The following is a 17,851-nucleotide window of genomic DNA, read 5'->3' on the forward strand; positions in this document are numbered from 1 at the left end:
GGAGGATGTATGAAAGCTATATTGCTAATAATTTTACGGAGTTTTTAAATAAGTTACATGATTAATAGTGGAAAGGATTCAAACTTATCTGGCAGTGATAAATGAAAATAGTTACATAACTTCGTTTCTAATAAAAAGGGGGGATTAAAATGAAACCGAATTATTTTACAATCGCAATGTATCCGACTGTAGCATTTAACGAAGAAGAGATATTAAATTGTCTTCTAGATGTATTTGAGTCAAACGAAAAATCCGCTCCTACTCATTGGGGAAACTGTGAAACGATGCAGGTAGAATATAATCGCCAGGAAATCATAGAAAAAGTAATTTCGGAGCGTAGAGTATCTGAAGTTCACCTGTATCGTGATAAAACAGTGCATTATTAACTCTACATCAGTAGAGTTAATAAATTATTTAAATAAAAAACTGTTAATAAACAACGAGAATTAATGACGGGTTATATTCACTTAAGAATATAACCCTATTTATTAGAACCAGTAGTATATAAGGAGATTATTCTACGAGTTATATACAAATATTAGACGAGGAATATTTGACGCTGTAAAAGAAAAAATATTGATTCTTATATCATTATTGATATTGTCCTCAATTTTCCTCATGTAGCACTTGAAAATCAGTAACAAGTGAAACGATTTTTCCTGCTTCATCGATTCCCCAATAGGAAGGATAAAATCCATCTCCATAACCTGAACGGAATATAATGATATTACTTCCTGTTTCCTCACAAACCACGCAATTTCCCCAATCTTCATCATGTTCTGTTAGTATGTCATCTATAAGATCATCATACAAACTAGTAAATTCTTCTCCTAGTTCTTGTTGTAACCTATCTTCTATTTCTTCTAACTTATCAATTGCTTCAACATCTGCAAAGCACCCTAAGCCTGTATCAACCGGGTAACCAAAAATATATCCGTCTTCCAGTTCACTGACATTTTGTTCTGGTTTTGTTGCCATCGTCCATCCTACCGCTTTTGACTCCGACAATTTCAATTCAGCACCAGCAATGACTCCATCTTCCTTATGCCACCAAGCAACAATTGAATATGTACCTGGCTGAATTGTTTGTTCGAAGTGATTTTTATTAAAAATAAGAGGATCACAAGCAACAATTTTACCTGAAGTAACTTTTAACTGTTCTAGTGCTTCGGAACGCAGGGCCTCACTATCCGGTTTAGATAATTCACGTAATAACTTTGACATAATGTTTCTCTCCCTTTCCTTTTAAAATATTTGTTGGTGCTGCCTCCCATATATTTTTACATGAGTTACATTTGTGTTCTGTGGTATTTCTAGCGCCTTTGTATGTTCTTATAACTTCGATATTATCGCCATGAACTTCTAAAACCTCTGCGGCATATCGTACCCGCGTTTTCTAATAGTTCCGCAACATATTCTTCATGCGTTTTACGTTTTCGGATATATTGCTCCGTACAAGTGTAGATGGAACAAACCTTTATTCATTGAAAAATATAACAAATGAATTTGACTTTAAAATTAGACCCAGTTTTGAGGATGTAAATAATAATCCACCCATTGATTATATTATTTTAAGGGTAAAAATGCATTAATTAAAAATTCAATAAAAGAAGATTAGACTAGATAGTCTTTCTAGATTAATCTTCTTATTTTATATTCTCAAGGGATATCCCACTTCACTGCGACTCATTGCAATATGTCTACTTCTGTGACACATTACACAATTGTACAGTGATAATGAAGTAATATGAAAAAAATATAAAAATTTAAATTTAATCCTATATATTTTTTATAAATTCTAAAAGTAAATCCCTTATTTTTGGTATGATTGACAGAGACTATTTAATTTCTTATGAATATTCTTGAAAAGGGAGTGATGCTGTATGAAATCAATAAATGTAAATGGGAATATATATCATATTGAATCCGTTCCTTTTGAAGATAAGAGTGAGCAGGATGAAGAAGGATACTACGAATATTTTTACAAAGGAGTCAATTTATCGTTTCACTCGGACAAAGAAATAATTAAAGCCCGAATTTATGACGACGAAGAAATAATATATTTCTTAAAAAATCCATTTCTTGCTTTTGGTAAAGATTTTGAAGCTATAAAAGTATATATAATTAAAGAATATGATGTAAATAAATTTAAAATTCCAGGTGAAAAAAAGCCTATATAGAATTATAGCTATAATTCTATATAGGCGTTACCATGACCAATTATAATAAAACAGGAAAACTCACAAAGTACTTATGCCTGTGGGCTATGAAAGGAATGTATTCGAAATTGAGTAAATCAAGTGAAATAAGTAGATTTGAAAATAGATTCTCAGAAAATGTGATTGAAATAGCAGCTGTCACAGGGGCATTAGGAATCGGTGCATCAAAAGGCGGTGACAACATTTTGTGGACTGCGTCAATTGATTTGATTGCGTGGAAAGACTTACATAACAATGAAACGATTAGAAAAGAAGACATACGACTGGCATGGTTGGTTGATGATGCAGAATGGAGAAAATCAAAAGACATTTTGACAGCAAATACAGTTGTAGCATTACAGATGCGCAAGTCAGAAAATTCATTGATGCTTGTTAAGGTTTTGGAAACACCATATAAAGATGATGAGTTGGAAATCATCTTACAAGATGCAATGAAACCGCTTTTTTATCATGATGAGATGTTGGGTGTGTTCGAACTCGATAAAAGAGTGAAAACTTTTGAAAAGAGAATATCTTGGGCTGGTGAAGAATGTCATTTATATTTTGATTGGAGTGAAGACAAACATATGATGAAGTCTGCACTGGAAACAGCACATGCACTTTTCAAAGAGCAAGATGAATGGAAAATGAAAATGAAAATGTACGCTGCAAAAGAACTGGTAGAGTTAGCAAATGAATGGCTACAAGATGATGATGAAGCAGAAATCGACGAAATTACAAAAGAAATGTTCATTAATTCCATCACATTAAGCAGCTTAAGCGTTTATTCAGAAGGTGATTTTGAAATATTCTTTTCGGATGGAGATATATTTTGGGGACATTCTATCATTGTAAGCGGAAATATTCATGAGGGGCTCTCTTCGGCTGAGATTGCAGGATAAAGTGAAACTTCCATTTGCAGCATGTTTATTAGTATATTCAAAAATGATTGATAAGGCAGTAGAGATAAATGGTGAGGATGCCTTTATCGATAATAATATACCAGAGTTTACAATAAGTTGGTTGAAGGAAGAATTGAAAAAAATTGATGATAAGTGTATGGAAAAGGGTTCTTTTTGGTGTATGGAAATTGAGAGCTTATATGAATAATTGGAAGTGAAAATGAAAATGTATGGTGCATTGAAGAGGAGTATGGTGATAGTGAAGAATGCTATGAGTACATATTTTAAATTAAGAAAAGAATATTTTGATAGAGGTTTGAATTTCTTATTTAAAACACCGTATAACGAAAAAGTCAATTTCGTTATCTATCATGGGGAAATAGAGGAAGAAGAAATTTCATGGAAACCGGTTGAGAAATATATTAAAACTAATTTAACAATACTTGAGGAGCGGTTCGGAATTAAGTTTCATGATTCAGTTCATCACTATTTTAATTCATATTGGTTTACTGATTTGGATGGGTTTATCGGTGACCATTATATTAGTTTAGAGGCTGTATTGCCAAATATAGAGTTGGACTCTTTCAAAGAGAAGTTAGAAAGGTATGAAAAAAATCATCGTAAGCTAGATAAGATTCCTATAGGAGTAGAAGGAAATGGTTTACTAGTTGTTTTAAATAATGTAAGTGGCAAAGTCGAATTGGAGGATTTCGAACGTGGGTTGTTTATGGAGATTTCGAACAGTTTAAATGAGTTGATTTCTAGTTTGAGATTACAAAAATAGTAAAGTAAAGAATGTTTATATGAATTATAGACCGGCTAGATGGGGTGGGAAAGTGGAATGTAGTGGAATGGCTTCAGTTTGGTTTGGAATTTCTAAATCACTCCAAAATCTTGAGGAGTATGTCGAAATAGATTACACGATAGATGGTGATTCAGTTCATTCAAAGTTTGGGACGAGCTTTGAATTCGGTTATTATGATGAAGATAATATTGAAATTTGTTTTTATGAGAATAATAAAAGGGAAATTGAACATATTTTAAATGATTTTTCTTATAGTGAACGAATTATTTCTAAAATAAAAAAGCTAGTAAATGGAGATAGTTTAGCGAACGATATTAACTTTGCTATTGTTCTTTATGATTTTAAATATAATGAAGTGAAAAGAGAGGATATGTTTGATGGTTTAGAGGTTACATTTATTGGTTCTATGCCGTACAGGTAGTTTGCAGGGAGCTGCAAATTCATTTCATAAACACATGGATAAACCTTGTAAAGGAGGGATACAAATGCATGCTTTGCCAAATCGTTTAGAAGAAGTCTTGGAAGAAGATATATATAAACGGGAAGATAAAGGTCAGGTGAATGAAGTAATAAATAGGTTAGGTGTAGAAGTGTCTAATACATTTAGAGAGTTTTATTATCGATTTGCAGGACCATTTTGGGAAGTGCATGTTCCTTATGAATTACTTGACATTATAGATGAAGAGAATAATATAAAATATTACACAATTATTGCTCGAAAGGAACATGGATTTCCTAATAAGTATTTAGTATTAACGGAAATGACAGCAAATGCTGTATTGGTCCTTGATAGTGTAACCGATAAAGTTTACTCAGTAAATTTTGAAGGTGGAGATGAATTACTTTTAAATGGAGAATTAAAGGAGAGTTGGCCAACGTTTTATATGTTTTTGAAAGAGTATTTCAAGTGTTAAGTGTTGATGGAAGTTAACAAGAAGCAGGGACACCTTAGTAATAAGTGCGAGAGGAATGACAGATAAATGAGAGTGAACAATTCAGTTTTTGGAGAGATTGAATATAATTATGCTTGGGCTAAGTGTATGCCTATAACTTTTATAGGCAAAATGTAACTGAGATTGATTTGATGATAGATGGTGAAGAAGATGGAGTGTTTGATGAAGGGCAGTATGTAGCATATCAATCATTAATAAAAAATTGGGAAGAGGTACAAATAAGTTTATTACATTCTATATTAGATTATTACAAACAAAGGCGATGTGAATTAGGATATGATGTTGGAATGCAAGAAAATTATCCATTAATTGAAACAAATGATCAAATACTAGAGATGATTAGTTTAGATGGTATTGTTGTTCCGTATGCAGATATTATGGAGGGAAAAGAGGTTGGAATTACATTTAATTGTACGTGGGATATAGAAAATGGTGTAGGAGTTCGTTTATTAAATGAAAAGGTAATGGAAGTAGGTTATCAGGATATTATTTTTTAATATAAGTCAGGAGATATATAACCTGAAGGAAAAAGGTGTCAACCTTTCTCGAATTGACACCCAGATACGAATCTGTTTAACATCTTACATACTTACGCTTGAAACCAAGTCTTCCTCTATCAAGTTCTTTCTGAATACTCTCTGTAGCATTTAACAAACTGCTTTTTTTATTATCACGTTTAACTTCAACTATACCAACTTCTTTTGCAATCTCGACTGCTTTTTCATGTAGTGGTACATATGAGATTGCCACAGTGTTTAGGAAATTATTCATAGCGGATTTTGTTCGTTCTGGAGAATGATGAATTGTATCTTTCACCATTTCAAGCATATCGGAAATTTTACTTTCGGAAAACTCATTGTCTTTGCGATTTCCTAATAGCCAACAGTAGCAACTCCAGCCTGCAGACATTTTAAGCTCGTCCCCACTTGCAATCCATTTATCAGCAACATCTTGTGCGATATTTGACTCCGATAAAGTTACTGCCACCACATAATCGGATAGCATATAAAAATATGCCCCGTCTATCCAGCGATCAAAATCAGACTCACTCATAGCTTTTGGATCGGCAATAATACCTGCAAAGTACATAGCATCGTAGTTGCCTGTGGCATACAGTTCTTCAGCTAATTCTTGGTTTACTTTTATTTTTTTAGCGATTGGTTTCATAGCGCCTGTAGCTACGCCAAAAACTGGCTCATGGGCGCCGTTAGATATGTATATTTTTTTCGTTCGTTCCTTACCTAGAGCTTCAAGTTCTTGCATAACTGTTTTAAGATCCATAGTTGTGCAACTTCCTTTCTTCATGTGAAAGCCTTTTTAAGCTTTTCGTATTTCATATGTTAATACTAATTGTATTCAAGAGGTATGTCTACTTTCTAAAGGTATCAAAACCAGTTAGTAATTTTGAAGCTTTTGATTTTGTGACTGCTACAAGCTATCTATAATGGTAAGAAGGTCACTGTAAGGTAAGGAAGAATGAAAAGTATGTATAGTTTTTCCAATAAATATTTGGTATGATGGTGAATGGGAAAAATATACAAGTTGTTAGTTTTTCAAAAAAGGGGGATTGAATTGAAAAGAACACCTGAATTTGTATTAGGTTTAATTGGTGGCATTTTGGGAATTATTATTTCCATAATATTAATAGTTGTAGCGTTTAATATTATGGAAGGTGTTGATTACGAACTTTTAGCTTATTACTCTATTATTTTAACGGTTCAAATAGGATTGTTCATTTTATCGTGTTTAGTAAACAAGGTTAATAATAAAGTTTATGGAGTTTGTATGATTGTGATTCCTATAGTTATGTTGTTTATGTCATTATTCTTTTTACTTATTCCGACAATTTTACAAATTATATCTGGTTCATTTGCATTTAGGACATTAAAGTTAGAATCGAATGTAAGCTAAATATAATTATCAACGTCTGAATATTCGGTTTTTTAAACATTTTCGTTTGCAGTTCAAATTAACATAAAGTACAAAGTTGTACGCTTTAGGAGGAGAAATAGATGATTATTTGGTCTGGTTGGGGTTTTTTGGTCGCAATTATTGTAATTATTAATACTCTTTTGGGTAAGGCTATCTTTGGATCTATAACGGGGGACGCTACATATTTTCAAGACCATAGTTGGCCAATGGCGGTAATGTTTATTATATCAGGTGTTATGTCTTGGTATTTAGGTAAATATATTAATAAGCCAGATGGGAAAGTTTATATAGATGCCGAAACTGGTGAAAAAGTTATGTTTAACAAAAAGCACTCATTATTTTTTATAAAAATGGAATATTGGGGACCGATTCTAGGAGTTATTGCGATTGTAACTTTAATTACAAGATAAAAAAAGAGGATGGGTATAGCAAGAGTAATCTATTCAAGTAGAAGGGGAAATCAGTCATGAATGCAAAGAAACTACTAGGGGTAGCAGTTCCGGTCATGTTGTTATTTGGTTGTGGAGTTTCTGAGAAAACGAACACTTCTAAACAGGAGAAAACGGAAGAGTCTAAAGTAAAAGAATCGAAGTCTAATAGTAAGAAAGAAAAAGTTTCAAAGGAAGACTATCCTAATAAAGTGTATAAATTAGGGGTAGAGTTTGATAAGTTGTTTGCGGAGCATAACAATATTACAAGAGAGGTTTTTGACGGTAAGAAAAAGAAATCAGATATAGTAGATAGTGTGAAAGAATTAAATAAAGTGTTAGATAAATTTGAGTCGATAGATCCCCCTGCAGAGTATGTAAATCAACAAAAGGATTTTGAAAAAGCAATTGGTTATTTTAGAGAGTCTTTTTCTTTAATAAATGAAGTATTCACCCGAAAAGAAAAAAGAGAAAAAGGCGATAAGACTGATAAAGAGTTAATGGAGAAATCCGAAAAGTTAGTGAAAGAAGGAGATATTTACTGGCTTAAGGCATTCAAAGATCTTGAAGGGGATATTAAAATCGGTGACGGTACAGTATCTGTGAAAGATTTGAAAGAGTTAGATAAGAAAGCTGGAATTAATACGGATAACGTTATGAAGAATGTGAAAGATGGTACGGAATTAATCGGTAATTGGGGATTCAAAGGAACAGACGGTTTCATTATGTCACTTATTCTAAAAGGTGATAAGACATTTGAAACGTATGGTAAAGGTGAGTATCCAAATAAAAAGAATTATATTGAAGGAACTTGGGAATATGATAAGGAAGCTTTTACAATCTATTTACATCTCAATAAACGTTTAGTAGACGGTGTAGAAGATACAATTCAAAAAAAGAAAATAGCATATAAAGTTCAAGATTATGATGGGGAAAACTTGCAATTATTTAATGAGACGTCATTTCATACAATTAAGTATGTGAAGCAAAGTTAAAGTTATGTAGGACTAGGTTTAAATGGCCTAGTCCTTCATTAAAGTGCGAGTATGTAAATAATATGTTATCTTTCGTTCTGTTTACTTAATATCATGTTATTCTTTAATAGAAGTAATAAATGGAGTTTTACATTAAATATATGAGGTTGGTTACAAATGATAAAAAAATTTACTAGATTCGTATTAATAGTGGTTATGCCAATCAGTCTTATTACAGGTTGTGGGGCTGCTGAAAAAGCTGAAGCACAAAAGCCGAAAGCGGTACAAACGGAGAAAAAGGACTATATGGATTACTCATATGGTAGCAAAGGTATATTAGTAAGTGGCAAAGCGAAAGAACGGCAACAATACGAGATTGGATATATGGATGATAATAAATTAATTGGGATTGATGAAAATATTGAAGACAGCATTATTTTAGATAATAAAGATGAAGCAGGTCTCATTTGGAAACAAATAGAGCGTGGATCTATTATTGAAGTGCAATACGGTAAGGATCGCAATGATATCGTAGGCGTGCAATTCGTAGGAGATCGTGAGTCATATGAAATTAGTGATAAGTTTGATCGGAATACGATAAATGAGATTGTTGAAAACGTTAAAGGGAATTTGTAATAGATGTATTTCGATAGTATAGGATCTCTTATTATGAAATTGTATGCCAGTTATTTGTCTAAGTTTAAATTGATTATTTTGACGGTATTTGTAATTAGTTGTAAAATAATGTTTGTTGATGAATTTTATAAAAAGTATGTTAGATGAAATTCATCTGTAGGGATGACATATAAATATTTTCTTAATGGGTATAAAATATGATAATTTAAATATACGAATAAAAAGAAAACGCATTAAAAGTACATAGTAGATTCATATTTTAAAAAATTAATGTGACAATAAAGGGAGGTTGAGATACATACACGGCGGGAATGTGTATGTATCTATTATAATAATGAATAAGACAATCAAACAACAAGTAATCGCACTATCAACAAGTCTAGTGATTTTAGGGAGCGCACCTTTATCAGCATCAGCAGAAGAGATCAACAAATCTCAAACTGATCAACTTAATATTGCCCAAGGAGAACACGGAACGAGCGGATTAAATTATTCTAATTTCAAGTTGGAAGTTCCTGATCATGTACAAATTAACGAAGCAGAAGTATCTGAAAATGAAAAAATGCTTTTAGAAGAATATAAGCATAAACATGATGAAACAGAAGAATTAAACAAAATGCAAGATGCTAAGAAGGGACAAGTAGCAGAAAAGGAAGCTATTTCAAACATTGAAAAGGCATTTGAATCTGTAGATGGTCGAAATGATGGATCTGATCGTCAAATGAAACCTGTTGCAAAGCCAAGAGGTATTCAATATAGTGCACAGAGTACGAAGAAATATGGAACACTTGCAGGAGTTCCATTTGTGGAGTGGATTGTTCCAGCAGGAAATCCTGATATTCGTCCTGCGAATCCGATGAAAGCACGTTACATTACAATCCATGAGACCGCAAATACAGCCGCTGGTGCGAATGCTGAAAATCATGCGAAATATTTATACAAGCAAGCAACTGAAGGCACTTTCCGAACAGCTTCATGGCATTTTACTGTAGATGATAAACAAATTTATCAACACTTACCAACAAACGAAAATGGTTGGCATGCAGGAGATGGAGATGGTTCAGGAAACAGGGAGTCTATCGGTATCGAGATTGCGGTTAACCAAGACGGTGATTACAATAAAGCGTTAGAAAATGCAAAACGACTTGCAGGTTATTTAATGAACAAAGAAGGAATTGGTGCAGATCATATATACAAGCATCAACAATGGAGCGGGAAAAAATGTCCTGACATTTTAATTTCACGAGGTAATTGGGCTGGTTTCGTACAAGGAATTCAGTGGTATGCAAATATAAATGCGCAGATTGATACGCCTTTACAAGATAAAAATGACTCATTTAATCCAAATGAAAATAATCCAGCTGAACCTAGCATGGAACTAGTGGTAAATGGTAGTGGCATCAATGTACGTAGTGATGCGGGCATTGAACATCGTGTTGTACGTAAAGCTTCAAACGGAGATCGTTACAAAGTATTAGCGGTTAAAAATGGTTGGTATAAAGTAGGTATTGGAGAATGGATTTTCTATGACCCAAGTTGGATTAAAATTAACTACAATGTACCAAAGGAAGAAGTGCAAAAGCCTAAGGAAGAAGTACAAAAACCAAAAGATGATATTACAGGTGGATGGTTTGAAGGGCATATTCGTAAATTAAACAGTCTAGGTATTATGCAAGGCGAAGGCAATGGTGTATTTGCTCCATATCGAAATGTAACGAGAGCGGAGTTTGCGAAATTAATCTCGAATGCTCTTAAACTACCAGAGGGAAATAAGTCATTTGTAGATATCAATGAGGCACATCCATCACTTCATGACGGTATTAAACGTTGTGCAAGTGCAGGAATTATTAATGGTCGTGGTGAAGGGATTTTTGATCCTAACTCACCAATTACTCGTGAAGAAGTATCTATTATGATTGACAAAGCATTACGATATAAAGGAATTACAGGTGAGTTAGTAGCATTACCATTTACAGATAAGCATTTAATAACATACAAAGAATCGGTTCAACGATTATACAGTCTAAAGGTAGTTAATGGTATTGGAAATAATGAGTTTGATCCTCGAGGCACAGCAACTCGTGGTCAGGCGGCTGCTTTTATTGTGAAGATGTTAGATTCAATGCAAAAATAAAAGGAAACTTTAATCAGTGAGGGCCACTCGCATTGCAATCAAGCAGTTTATTCACCAAATTTTGAAATGAGAGTTTTACTGCCCGCAAATAGCAGAAGAAATTGTATGTAGAAGCTGACATTGGTAGAAGTAAAAAATAAGACGAATTTGAAAGGAGCTATCCAAAATAATAATTTGGAATAGCTCCTATTTAGTAGGAAGAACAATTGTATTTGATAGATTGTAATGTAGAATGCCCTTCCAAGCCCCTCATAAGCCCCTACCAAGTAATAAATCACTAAGAAAAAACAAAAACAAAAACAAAAATAAAAACAACTACAAGAACAAAACAAGCGCGAAAAAATGAAACCGGCGTTGTAGTAGTAAAAAAATTGTAATTCGAATGCCAAAACCATTCCCGCATGCCTATCTTTATAATGAAGGATTAAAATTTTCCTATTTACTAGCAAAGAGTGGAGGGAAACATATGGCAGTATACCGTAATGTGCAGGTGAACTTTTGGCAAGATGAATTCATATTAGATTTAACGCCAGAGGAGCGTTATTTTTACATATATTTGTTAACTGGTACGAAAACGAAGCAATGTGGTATTTACATATTACCGAAGCGTGTGGCAGAGCTTGAAACAGGTTACAGTATGGAGACTGTTGAGAAGTTGCTAAACAGGTTTGTTGAGTATGGAAAGATTCTATATGATACGGAAACGAAAGAGGTATTCATAATAAACTGGTTACACTATAACCCTATTTCAAATACGAATGTGGAGAAGTGCGTATTACGTGAGTTAAAGACTATAAAAAGTAATGAGTTCATACATATATTTTTACGTAAATGCCTTGAAGAAGAATACAAGATTCCATTATTATTGCAGCATTTTGGTATGCCAAAAGAAGAGGATAATAGTAGTTCACAAGTAGTTATTGAAGAGAAAGAAGAAGCGGAAGAGGAAGAGATAGAGGTGGAAACCATAGAAGAGGACGTTCCAAATAGTGAAGTTTATAAGTTTTATGAACAAAATATTAGTAGTTTATCCCCATATATTGTGAATGAATTGAAGAATTGGATACAAAGACTTTCTGGAGAGAAAGTGTTAGAGGCACTTAAAATTGCGTTTGAAAATAATAAGAAAACGTTAGCTTATGTGAAGGGGATTTTGAGGAATTGGTGTAAGAAAGGACGAGTAGATTTTAGTGAAGGAATGCATAGGAGAGAAGTATTTGGTTCGTATGATCCATAGTTTGGATAAGGATTTTTTCTAGTCTAAAAGGTTCTTTTACTATAGAAGCGAATAGTGTGAGAAAGGGGTGGTTATATGGAAGTCGTTATAAAGAAGAAACGAAAACGGGGAAAAAGAATTTTTATTTGGGCTAGTAGTATCGTTCTTTTGTTAGTTATTTCCGCTGCGATTTTTTTGAACATATATACGCTGAAATCTATGCCAAAGATAGATGGAACGATAAAGCTAGAGGATTTACAACACGCTGTTACGGTGAAGCGGGATAGTAAAGGTATCCCGCATATTAAATCGGAAAATGCACATGATTTATATTTTTCACAAGGATATGTACAAGCGCAAGATCGGTTGTTTCAAATGGATTTAAGTAGAAGACAAGCTTCTGGTATGTTAAGTGAAGTTGTTGGGGAAGCAGCTGTTGACCGAGATAAATTGTTTCGAACACTCGGTTTACGGCGAGCGGCCGAAGCTTCAGTTAGTCAATATAATGGAGAAGCGAAAGATGCCCTGCAGTCATTTGCTGATGGGGTGAACGCTTTTATACGTGAAGCGAAAAAGGAAAAGAAATTACCAGTTGAGTTTACTATATTAGGTTATGAACCTGCTGAGTGGTCAATTGTTGATACTTTAACGATTGGGAAGTATATGGCGTTTGACTTAGGAGGACATTGGCACGGACAGGCATTTCGATATTGGGCGCTGAAAAATCTTCCGAAAGAGCAAGCGAATGAGCTATTTCCTGCATATCCGAAAGATGCTCCTAGATTGCTAGCTGAACTGAAAAATACAAATGTGGACGTAGCACAAAGTTTTTCAAAAACGATAATTCCGCCGGAGTTTAACGGTAGTAATAACTGGGTTGTGAGCGGTGAGAAGAGTGCGTCAGGTAAGCCAATTTTAGCAGATGATCCTCATTTATCTCTTGCGACGCCTTCTATTTGGTATCAAACGAGACTTGAAATGAAAGGTTTAAATGTGAGTGGCGTTATTTTCGCTGGAGTACCAGGTGTTATATTAGGACACAATGACAAAATAGCGTGGGGTGTTACGAATACAGGGCCTGATGTGCAAGATTTATATATTGAGAAGAGAAATCCTAATAATGAAAATGAATTTCTGTATAACGATAAATGGGAGAAAGCTACCGTTGTAGACGAGTATATTAAAGTAAAAGGCGGGAAGATAATTCCTTATAACGTTACGATTACGAGGCATGGACCAGTAATTTCAGAGTTTGCGGATAAGGGGAAGGAGAAAACGAAAACAGTATTCTCTTTAAAGTGGACAGCTTTAGAACCGTCTGCTGAGTTAAAAGCTGTATTAAATATGAATAAGGCGAAAGACTGGAATGAGTTTGAAACCGCTCTTCAAGATTTTCATACACCAACCCAAAACTTTGTGTTTGCATCAAACGACGGCACAATTGCTTATAAAGCGAATGGAAATATACCAGTGCGTAAAAAAGGTGATGGTAGCTTACCTGTTCCAGGATGGACAGATGAATATGAATGGGAAGGGTATATCCCGTTTGATCAACTTCCAAAAGTAATTAATCCAAAACAAGGGTTTATTTCAACTGCGAATAATAAAATTGTTGATGATGATTATCCGTATCATATTAGCAATACGTGGGCGCAGCCATATAGGCAAATGCGTATTCAAGAATTTTTGCAAGAGAAGGAAAAGTATACGGTGAAAGATTTAGAAGAGTTACAGATGGATCAAAAGAATTTATATGGGAAAGAGTTTACTCCTATATTTTTAAAAGAGTTAAATAAAGCATCTTTAAATGAGGTAGAGAAAGAAGGCGTAGACCAATTAACAAAGTGGAATTTTTACGATAGTAAAGATGAAGCGGCACCATTAATATTCCATTTGTTAATGAAAGAGATTTCAAATACGTTATTTTCAAAAGAAATACCGAAAGATGTAATGGAGTTATTTGAAGGGAAGTCACAAGTTGTTGATGAATTGATTCGAAAAGAAGTAGCGGGAGAAAATAGCGTTTGGTTTACGAAGTACGGAGGTTTCACAAAAGTTGTGCATACATCGTACGAGAATGTAATGAAGAAATTGCAGAAGGAATATGGACCCGATATTGGAGAGTGGAAGTGGGGCGATTACCATCAACTCGCTTTTACACATCCAATTTCGAAATCATCGAGTATGTTAGCATTACTCGCTTTTAATCGTGAGAAACCAGTTCCGATTGGTGGGAGCCAAGTTACCGTGCAAGCAGCGAGTTACGGCGAAAACGGCATTGTAAATCACGGGGCGTCTTGGAGATTCATTATTGATACGAAAGATATGTCAAACGGTTATCATATCGTAGGGCCAGGACAGTCGGGCCATTTTAGAAGCGATTGGTATCATGATCAAATAGATGATTGGGTAAATGGCACGTATCATACGACTACATTGAATACGGAGGGGATAGAGGGGAAGGTGCTAAATTTAGAACCGAAGTGATAGGGTGTTTTTGTTTGTGGAGGGAACTAGTAATACTCTTTTTGATAATGAAAGCTTATCATTTAGAACATAACCCAGTTCTTAAATAATTTTAACAGCCAGCCTACTATCATTTAATTTGATAGTAGGCTGTTTCCATCTTCGAAATACGCTGTAGCAACTTCTTCAGGATTACGATTATTTCCACATGCTGTAAGTGCTGTAACTAATAAAGTCATTACAACTATTAACATGATCATTCCAGTTTTGAGGGGAATTAGTTAACAAAGACTAGGTATTATTTGCAACAGAACTGTTCCTCTATCCCCCTTGTTTCATCATTTTTCTAGGCCAGCCAACTTGACAAATGTTTTTTTATCAAACTACAATGAAAATCATTATCAATAATATAGGGAGGATACTTTGGTCAATAAATGAAAAACAATATATTTATAGGTTAATAATCAGATTTTGTTAAGTTGTATGTACTATTTTTAGTTTAGCGTTTCCCAGAATGTACACCAATTAATCTCGCGAATTACAAGAAAACTATTATTGAAATGAGGCGTGTATTGTGAAGTTAGACGTGAATGAGTTAGCAGAGTATCTTGCCAATACTCCTTTCCGAGTAGAAGGAGTATATCGTTATGCTAAAAATCCAGGTGTGCCTTTTGCTGAATCTACAGATTCTTTCCCAGGATTTGTATTTCCAATTACAGGGAAGACGCAATTTCAATTTAATGGTACGCCGTATACTCTTTCCCCAGGAAAAGTTATACATGGGGGTGCAAAAATGACATTAGCCCATAAAATGCTTGGTGAAATAAACTGGGAATATATTCTTGTTTTATATCGGATAAGCAATTCAGAACGAGAAGACTCTGGATTTACTCATCAGCATTTTGAATTATTAACAGGACAATCTCCTCGTCTTGTCGAATTACTTATGCGTCTTTGGGATGTATATAATCAGCGTGGAGGCATTTCGATGTTTCAGACCGAAATGCTGTTTCGCGAAGCGTTGAATGAAGCTTTATTAAGTGTTTTCAATAGAGAAAGCAATTATGAGTCGCATACTTTATTCGAACGAATATCTAGTTACGTTCGTAAATACTATTATAAAGATATTACAATTCATACACTTACAGAACAAAATAATGTTAATCGAAATCGTCTTTCTTACGTGTTTAGAAAGCATGCAGGTATGGGGGCAGCAGAATATTTATTGAACTATCGTATAAAGATGGCTCAAAAAATGTTATGTACAAGTGATGTGCCTGTACAACAAATTGCGCAGGCTGTTGGAATCGCAGACCCTTTTTATTTTAGTAGAGTTTTCAAGAAGCGAGTTGGCATTTCGCCTACTAAATATCGCGAGAAGTTCATCAATAATCCATACTAATGTCAACAGGGGTCCATTCTTATTTGAAAATCACTGTTCTATACTTATGGAGAGTTAAAGGAAACATTGGATTGAAAGTACTTTCATTGAAATCACTCCTTTGTACTATCTGAATGAAAAGTTCTGGCCGGAGCATTTTCTTTTTAAGCGTAATAACGACTTTTTTACTTATATTACTGTAATATAGTGGAATTTGAAAGTGAGGAGGGATTATTATCCATTACCAACCTATTAAACTAAATGACGAGTTATCTAAAATTAACGATTATTGGTATCCACAAGTGATTGGTGAAATGAATGACGATCAAATTCAGCTTTTTAAAGCTAATGGAGATTTTATATGGCATGAGCATCCTAATACAGATAAGCTATTTATTGTGCTTGAAGGGGAGATGTTCATCGATTTTCGTGATGGACAGGTGAAAATTTCTAAAGGCGAGATGTTTATTGTCCCGAGAGGCGTTGAGCATAAACCTTTCACTGAAAAGGAATCCCATATCATGTTGGTAGAGCCTAAAAGGGAAATGGATTGATAATTGTAAAAAGATAAAAAAGGAGCGGAAATCCGTTCCTTTTTTATTTATCTTACTATTTTTAGGAGCTTAGTATGAGTAAGATGTGAATAAAGGATGAATAGCATTTTTATCAATAAAAATTTATTGGATTTTTTGTGGAATATATATGAAACGTTGTATAAAATAATCAAGAAAGCCAAAAATTATAGGGGGAAAGTTGTGAAGAAAAATAAGAGTTTAATAAGTTTTTTAGGAGTGTTTCTTATGTTGTTTTCTTTTTGTTTTCAAGGAAATGTACAGGCAGATGTAAATACTGTTCAATCTGGAAAAATCAAATCAGGAAACGTAACAGTATGGGAAGTTGGAAATGTAGCGAAAGTGTTAGCTGATGTAGAGCGTTTAAATTTAAATACAGTAAATGTACCGATTCAAGTAGATATCCCAAATGTGACTTCTACGAACATGGTAATTAATCAAGCGCAAAAGCAACAAGCTATTATTTTAATTCAAGAATTATTAAAGCGTAATATTCAAGTTATAGTGGAACCGTTCCCGTATATTCAGCAGGGGAATGTTGGAGAGACAGAATGGAACCCAAGTAACATTAATGATTTCTTCTGGAATTGGAAGACGGTTATTCTGCAAGATATTTTTAATTCCATTACAAGTAAATACAATGTGTATGGACTAAAGATTGCTTCTAATTTCGTGAATATGGAGTATGCAGAAGGATACTGGAGCGATACAATTGATTTTGTTCGTAATCAGTATAAAGGAAATGTTTTGTATCAAATGAACTGGTGGTTAACAGCAAGCTGGGACCCTTCTTATGAAGCGAAGTTTGAAGAGAAAATCAATCGCCCGTATTTAAAAAAGGTGGATATTGTTAGCATAGACAGTTGGTTTGAAGTTTCAGGAAAAAGAAATCCAACATATGAAGAAGTGAAGCAAAGTTTATTTGCGACAACAGTATATAATCGTGGGCAAAATGTTGTTCAGCAATTGGAACAATTACATAATGCAACAGGAAAGCCAGTTTACTTCGGTGGATTTAACGTTCCAGCACGTGAACTTGGATTACAAAATCCATGGAATCCAGATGTTTCAAATGTGTTTTCGAAGGATGTGCAATTAAATGGATGGCGTGCTTACCGCGATGTATTAGAACCGAAACCATATTTTAAAGGTTTTTCAATTTGGTTTATTGGCTCTAATGATAGTACACATGCGTATCAAATACATAGTAAAGAAGCAGAGGCAGTTATTAACGGGTGGTACAGAAAATAAATT

The 17,851-nt window shown here is 34.0% G+C and carries 18 protein-coding genes and 3 pseudogenes; 18 read left to right on the plus strand and 3 right to left on the minus strand.

Going from position 1 to position 17,851, the window contains the following annotated elements; genetic code table 11:
- Positions 1 to 149: 149 nt before the first annotated feature.
- A pseudogene (locus tag ACTFP3_RS10670) lies at positions 150 to 383 on the plus strand (hypothetical protein); the annotation flags it as partial.
- A gap of 223 nt (positions 384 to 606) precedes the next feature.
- On the opposite strand, the gene ACTFP3_RS10675 reads toward ACTFP3_RS10670, so the two are convergent.
- Complete coding sequence (locus tag ACTFP3_RS10675; RefSeq protein ID WP_290425875.1) at positions 607 to 1,224, minus strand: DUF4241 domain-containing protein; 618 nt, start codon at positions 1,222 to 1,224, stop codon at positions 607 to 609.
- Positions 1,225 to 1,883: 659 nt separating this feature from the next.
- On the opposite strand from ACTFP3_RS10675, the gene ACTFP3_RS10680 reads away from it, so the two are divergent.
- The 7 genes and pseudogenes from ACTFP3_RS10680 (at position 1,884) to ACTFP3_RS10710 (ending at position 5,355) form a co-directional block, all read left to right on the plus strand.
- Positions 1,884 to 2,180, plus strand: a complete 297-nt coding sequence (locus ACTFP3_RS10680; RefSeq protein WP_326036943.1) for a hypothetical protein — start codon at positions 1,884 to 1,886, stop codon at positions 2,178 to 2,180.
- Positions 2,181 to 2,266: 86 nt separating this feature from the next.
- Positions 2,267 to 3,100 (plus strand): DUF2262 domain-containing protein, encoded by an 834-nt coding sequence (locus tag ACTFP3_RS10685; protein WP_440010370.1) that lies wholly within the window; start codon positions 2,267 to 2,269, stop codon positions 3,098 to 3,100.
- A gap of 13 nt (positions 3,101 to 3,113) precedes the next feature.
- Positions 3,114 to 3,308: pseudogene (locus ACTFP3_RS10690) on the plus strand (hypothetical protein); the annotation flags it as partial.
- A gap of 63 nt (positions 3,309 to 3,371) precedes the next feature.
- Positions 3,372 to 3,884, plus strand: a complete 513-nt coding sequence (locus ACTFP3_RS10695) for a SecY-interacting protein Syd (protein ID WP_153595442.1) — start codon at positions 3,372 to 3,374, stop codon at positions 3,882 to 3,884.
- 19 nt (positions 3,885 to 3,903) lie between these two features.
- Positions 3,904 to 4,326: an immunity 22 family protein gene (locus ACTFP3_RS10700; RefSeq protein WP_440010372.1), complete on the plus strand. Its 423-nt coding sequence runs from the start codon at positions 3,904 to 3,906 to the stop codon at positions 4,324 to 4,326.
- A 64-nt stretch (positions 4,327 to 4,390) separates the two neighbouring features.
- Positions 4,391 to 4,819: an SMI1/KNR4 family protein gene (locus ACTFP3_RS10705; protein WP_326036941.1), complete on the plus strand. Its 429-nt coding sequence runs from the start codon at positions 4,391 to 4,393 to the stop codon at positions 4,817 to 4,819.
- A 66-nt stretch (positions 4,820 to 4,885) separates the two neighbouring features.
- Positions 4,886 to 5,355 (plus strand): annotated as a pseudogene (locus tag ACTFP3_RS10710) (DUF6985 domain-containing protein).
- A 76-nt stretch (positions 5,356 to 5,431) separates the two neighbouring features.
- Here ACTFP3_RS10710 and ACTFP3_RS10715 read toward each other — a convergent pair.
- Positions 5,432 to 6,139: a DNA alkylation repair protein gene (locus tag ACTFP3_RS10715; RefSeq protein WP_326036940.1), complete on the minus strand. Its 708-nt coding sequence runs from the start codon at positions 6,137 to 6,139 to the stop codon at positions 5,432 to 5,434.
- A gap of 291 nt (positions 6,140 to 6,430) precedes the next feature.
- Here ACTFP3_RS10715 and ACTFP3_RS10720 point away from each other — a divergent pair, with 291 nt between their 5' ends.
- From ACTFP3_RS10720 to ACTFP3_RS10750, 7 genes are all read left to right on the plus strand, one after another.
- Positions 6,431 to 6,769 carry a DUF4064 domain-containing protein gene (locus ACTFP3_RS10720; RefSeq protein WP_000831724.1) on the plus strand — a complete coding sequence of 113 codons (339 nt, stop codon included), beginning with the start codon at positions 6,431 to 6,433 and terminating at the stop codon, positions 6,767 to 6,769.
- 101 nt (positions 6,770 to 6,870) lie between these two features.
- Positions 6,871 to 7,200, plus strand: a complete 330-nt coding sequence (locus ACTFP3_RS10725) for a hypothetical protein (RefSeq protein WP_000587853.1) — start codon at positions 6,871 to 6,873, stop codon at positions 7,198 to 7,200.
- A 56-nt stretch (positions 7,201 to 7,256) separates the two neighbouring features.
- Positions 7,257 to 8,213 carry a DUF3994 domain-containing protein gene (locus ACTFP3_RS10730; protein ID WP_000992202.1) on the plus strand — a complete coding sequence of 319 codons (957 nt, stop codon included), beginning with the start codon at positions 7,257 to 7,259 and terminating at the stop codon, positions 8,211 to 8,213.
- 156 nt (positions 8,214 to 8,369) lie between these two features.
- Positions 8,370 to 8,828: a hypothetical protein gene (locus ACTFP3_RS10735; protein ID WP_326036939.1), complete on the plus strand. Its 459-nt coding sequence runs from the start codon at positions 8,370 to 8,372 to the stop codon at positions 8,826 to 8,828.
- A gap of 334 nt (positions 8,829 to 9,162) precedes the next feature.
- On the plus strand, positions 9,163 to 10,962 hold the full coding sequence (locus ACTFP3_RS10740; RefSeq protein ID WP_153595443.1) for an S-layer homology domain-containing protein: 1,800 nt from the start codon (positions 9,163 to 9,165) through the stop codon (positions 10,960 to 10,962).
- Positions 10,963 to 11,344: 382 nt separating this feature from the next.
- Positions 11,345 to 12,199 carry a DnaD domain-containing protein gene (locus ACTFP3_RS10745; protein ID WP_440010378.1) on the plus strand — a complete coding sequence of 285 codons (855 nt, stop codon included), beginning with the start codon at positions 11,345 to 11,347 and terminating at the stop codon, positions 12,197 to 12,199.
- Positions 12,200 to 12,274: 75 nt separating this feature from the next.
- Entirely contained in the window at positions 12,275 to 14,665 is a 2,391-nt protein-coding gene (locus tag ACTFP3_RS10750) for a penicillin acylase family protein (RefSeq protein WP_440010381.1), read from the plus strand.
- Between the two features lie 113 nt (positions 14,666 to 14,778).
- Here ACTFP3_RS10750 and ACTFP3_RS10755 read toward each other — a convergent pair whose 3' ends face one another.
- The gene (locus ACTFP3_RS10755; protein ID WP_100650550.1) at positions 14,779 to 14,904 is read right to left on the minus strand and encodes a hypothetical protein; all 126 of its coding nucleotides are present in this window, start codon (positions 14,902 to 14,904) and stop codon (positions 14,779 to 14,781) included.
- 314 nt (positions 14,905 to 15,218) lie between these two features.
- Here ACTFP3_RS10755 and ACTFP3_RS10760 point away from each other — a divergent pair, with 314 nt between their 5' ends.
- The 3 genes from ACTFP3_RS10760 (at position 15,219) to ACTFP3_RS10770 (ending at position 17,848) form a co-directional block, all read left to right on the plus strand.
- Positions 15,219 to 16,046 (plus strand): helix-turn-helix transcriptional regulator, encoded by an 828-nt coding sequence (locus ACTFP3_RS10760; protein ID WP_000762815.1) that lies wholly within the window; start codon positions 15,219 to 15,221, stop codon positions 16,044 to 16,046.
- Positions 16,047 to 16,339: 293 nt separating this feature from the next.
- On the plus strand, positions 16,340 to 16,579 hold the full coding sequence (locus ACTFP3_RS10765) for a cupin domain-containing protein (protein WP_000997182.1): 240 nt from the start codon (positions 16,340 to 16,342) through the stop codon (positions 16,577 to 16,579).
- Between the two features lie 201 nt (positions 16,580 to 16,780).
- On the plus strand, positions 16,781 to 17,848 hold the full coding sequence (locus ACTFP3_RS10770) for a glycoside hydrolase family 113 (protein WP_048657067.1): 1,068 nt from the start codon (positions 16,781 to 16,783) through the stop codon (positions 17,846 to 17,848).
- Positions 17,849 to 17,851: the final 3 nt, after the last annotated feature.

This window comes from Bacillus cereus group sp. MYBK5-2 (assembly GCF_051915685.1).
GTDB lineage: Bacteria > Bacillota > Bacilli > Bacillales > Bacillaceae_G > Bacillus_A > Bacillus_A cereus.

What these genes read in the sequence shown, in the direction of transcription:
- ACTFP3_RS10675 (WP_290425875.1), bottom strand. Translation starts at nt 1,224, where the DNA reads ATGTCAAAGTTATTACGTGAATTATCTAAACCGGATAGTGAGGCCCTG.
- ACTFP3_RS10680 (WP_326036943.1), top strand. Translation starts at nt 1,884, where the DNA reads ATGAAATCAATAAATGTAAATGGGAATATATATCATATTGAATCCGTT.
- ACTFP3_RS10685 (WP_440010370.1), top strand. Translation starts at nt 2,267, where the DNA reads ATGAAAGGAATGTATTCGAAATTGAGTAAATCAAGTGAAATAAGTAGA.
- ACTFP3_RS10695 (WP_153595442.1), top strand. Translation starts at nt 3,372, where the DNA reads ATGAGTACATATTTTAAATTAAGAAAAGAATATTTTGATAGAGGTTTG.
- ACTFP3_RS10700 (WP_440010372.1), top strand. Translation starts at nt 3,904, where the DNA reads ATGAATTATAGACCGGCTAGATGGGGTGGGAAAGTGGAATGTAGTGGA.
- ACTFP3_RS10705 (WP_326036941.1), top strand. Translation starts at nt 4,391, where the DNA reads ATGCATGCTTTGCCAAATCGTTTAGAAGAAGTCTTGGAAGAAGATATA.
- ACTFP3_RS10715 (WP_326036940.1), bottom strand. Translation starts at nt 6,139, where the DNA reads ATGGATCTTAAAACAGTTATGCAAGAACTTGAAGCTCTAGGTAAGGAA.
- ACTFP3_RS10725 (WP_000587853.1), top strand. Translation starts at nt 6,871, where the DNA reads ATGATTATTTGGTCTGGTTGGGGTTTTTTGGTCGCAATTATTGTAATT.
- ACTFP3_RS10730 (WP_000992202.1), top strand. Translation starts at nt 7,257, where the DNA reads ATGAATGCAAAGAAACTACTAGGGGTAGCAGTTCCGGTCATGTTGTTA.
- ACTFP3_RS10735 (WP_326036939.1), top strand. Translation starts at nt 8,370, where the DNA reads ATGATAAAAAAATTTACTAGATTCGTATTAATAGTGGTTATGCCAATC.
- ACTFP3_RS10740 (WP_153595443.1), top strand. Translation starts at nt 9,163, where the DNA reads ATGAATAAGACAATCAAACAACAAGTAATCGCACTATCAACAAGTCTA.
- ACTFP3_RS10745 (WP_440010378.1), top strand. Translation starts at nt 11,345, where the DNA reads ATGCCAAAACCATTCCCGCATGCCTATCTTTATAATGAAGGATTAAAA.
- ACTFP3_RS10750 (WP_440010381.1), top strand. Translation starts at nt 12,275, where the DNA reads ATGGAAGTCGTTATAAAGAAGAAACGAAAACGGGGAAAAAGAATTTTT.
- ACTFP3_RS10755 (WP_100650550.1), bottom strand. Translation starts at nt 14,904, where the DNA reads ATGATCATGTTAATAGTTGTAATGACTTTATTAGTTACAGCACTTACA.
- ACTFP3_RS10765 (WP_000997182.1), top strand. Translation starts at nt 16,340, where the DNA reads ATGAATGACGATCAAATTCAGCTTTTTAAAGCTAATGGAGATTTTATA.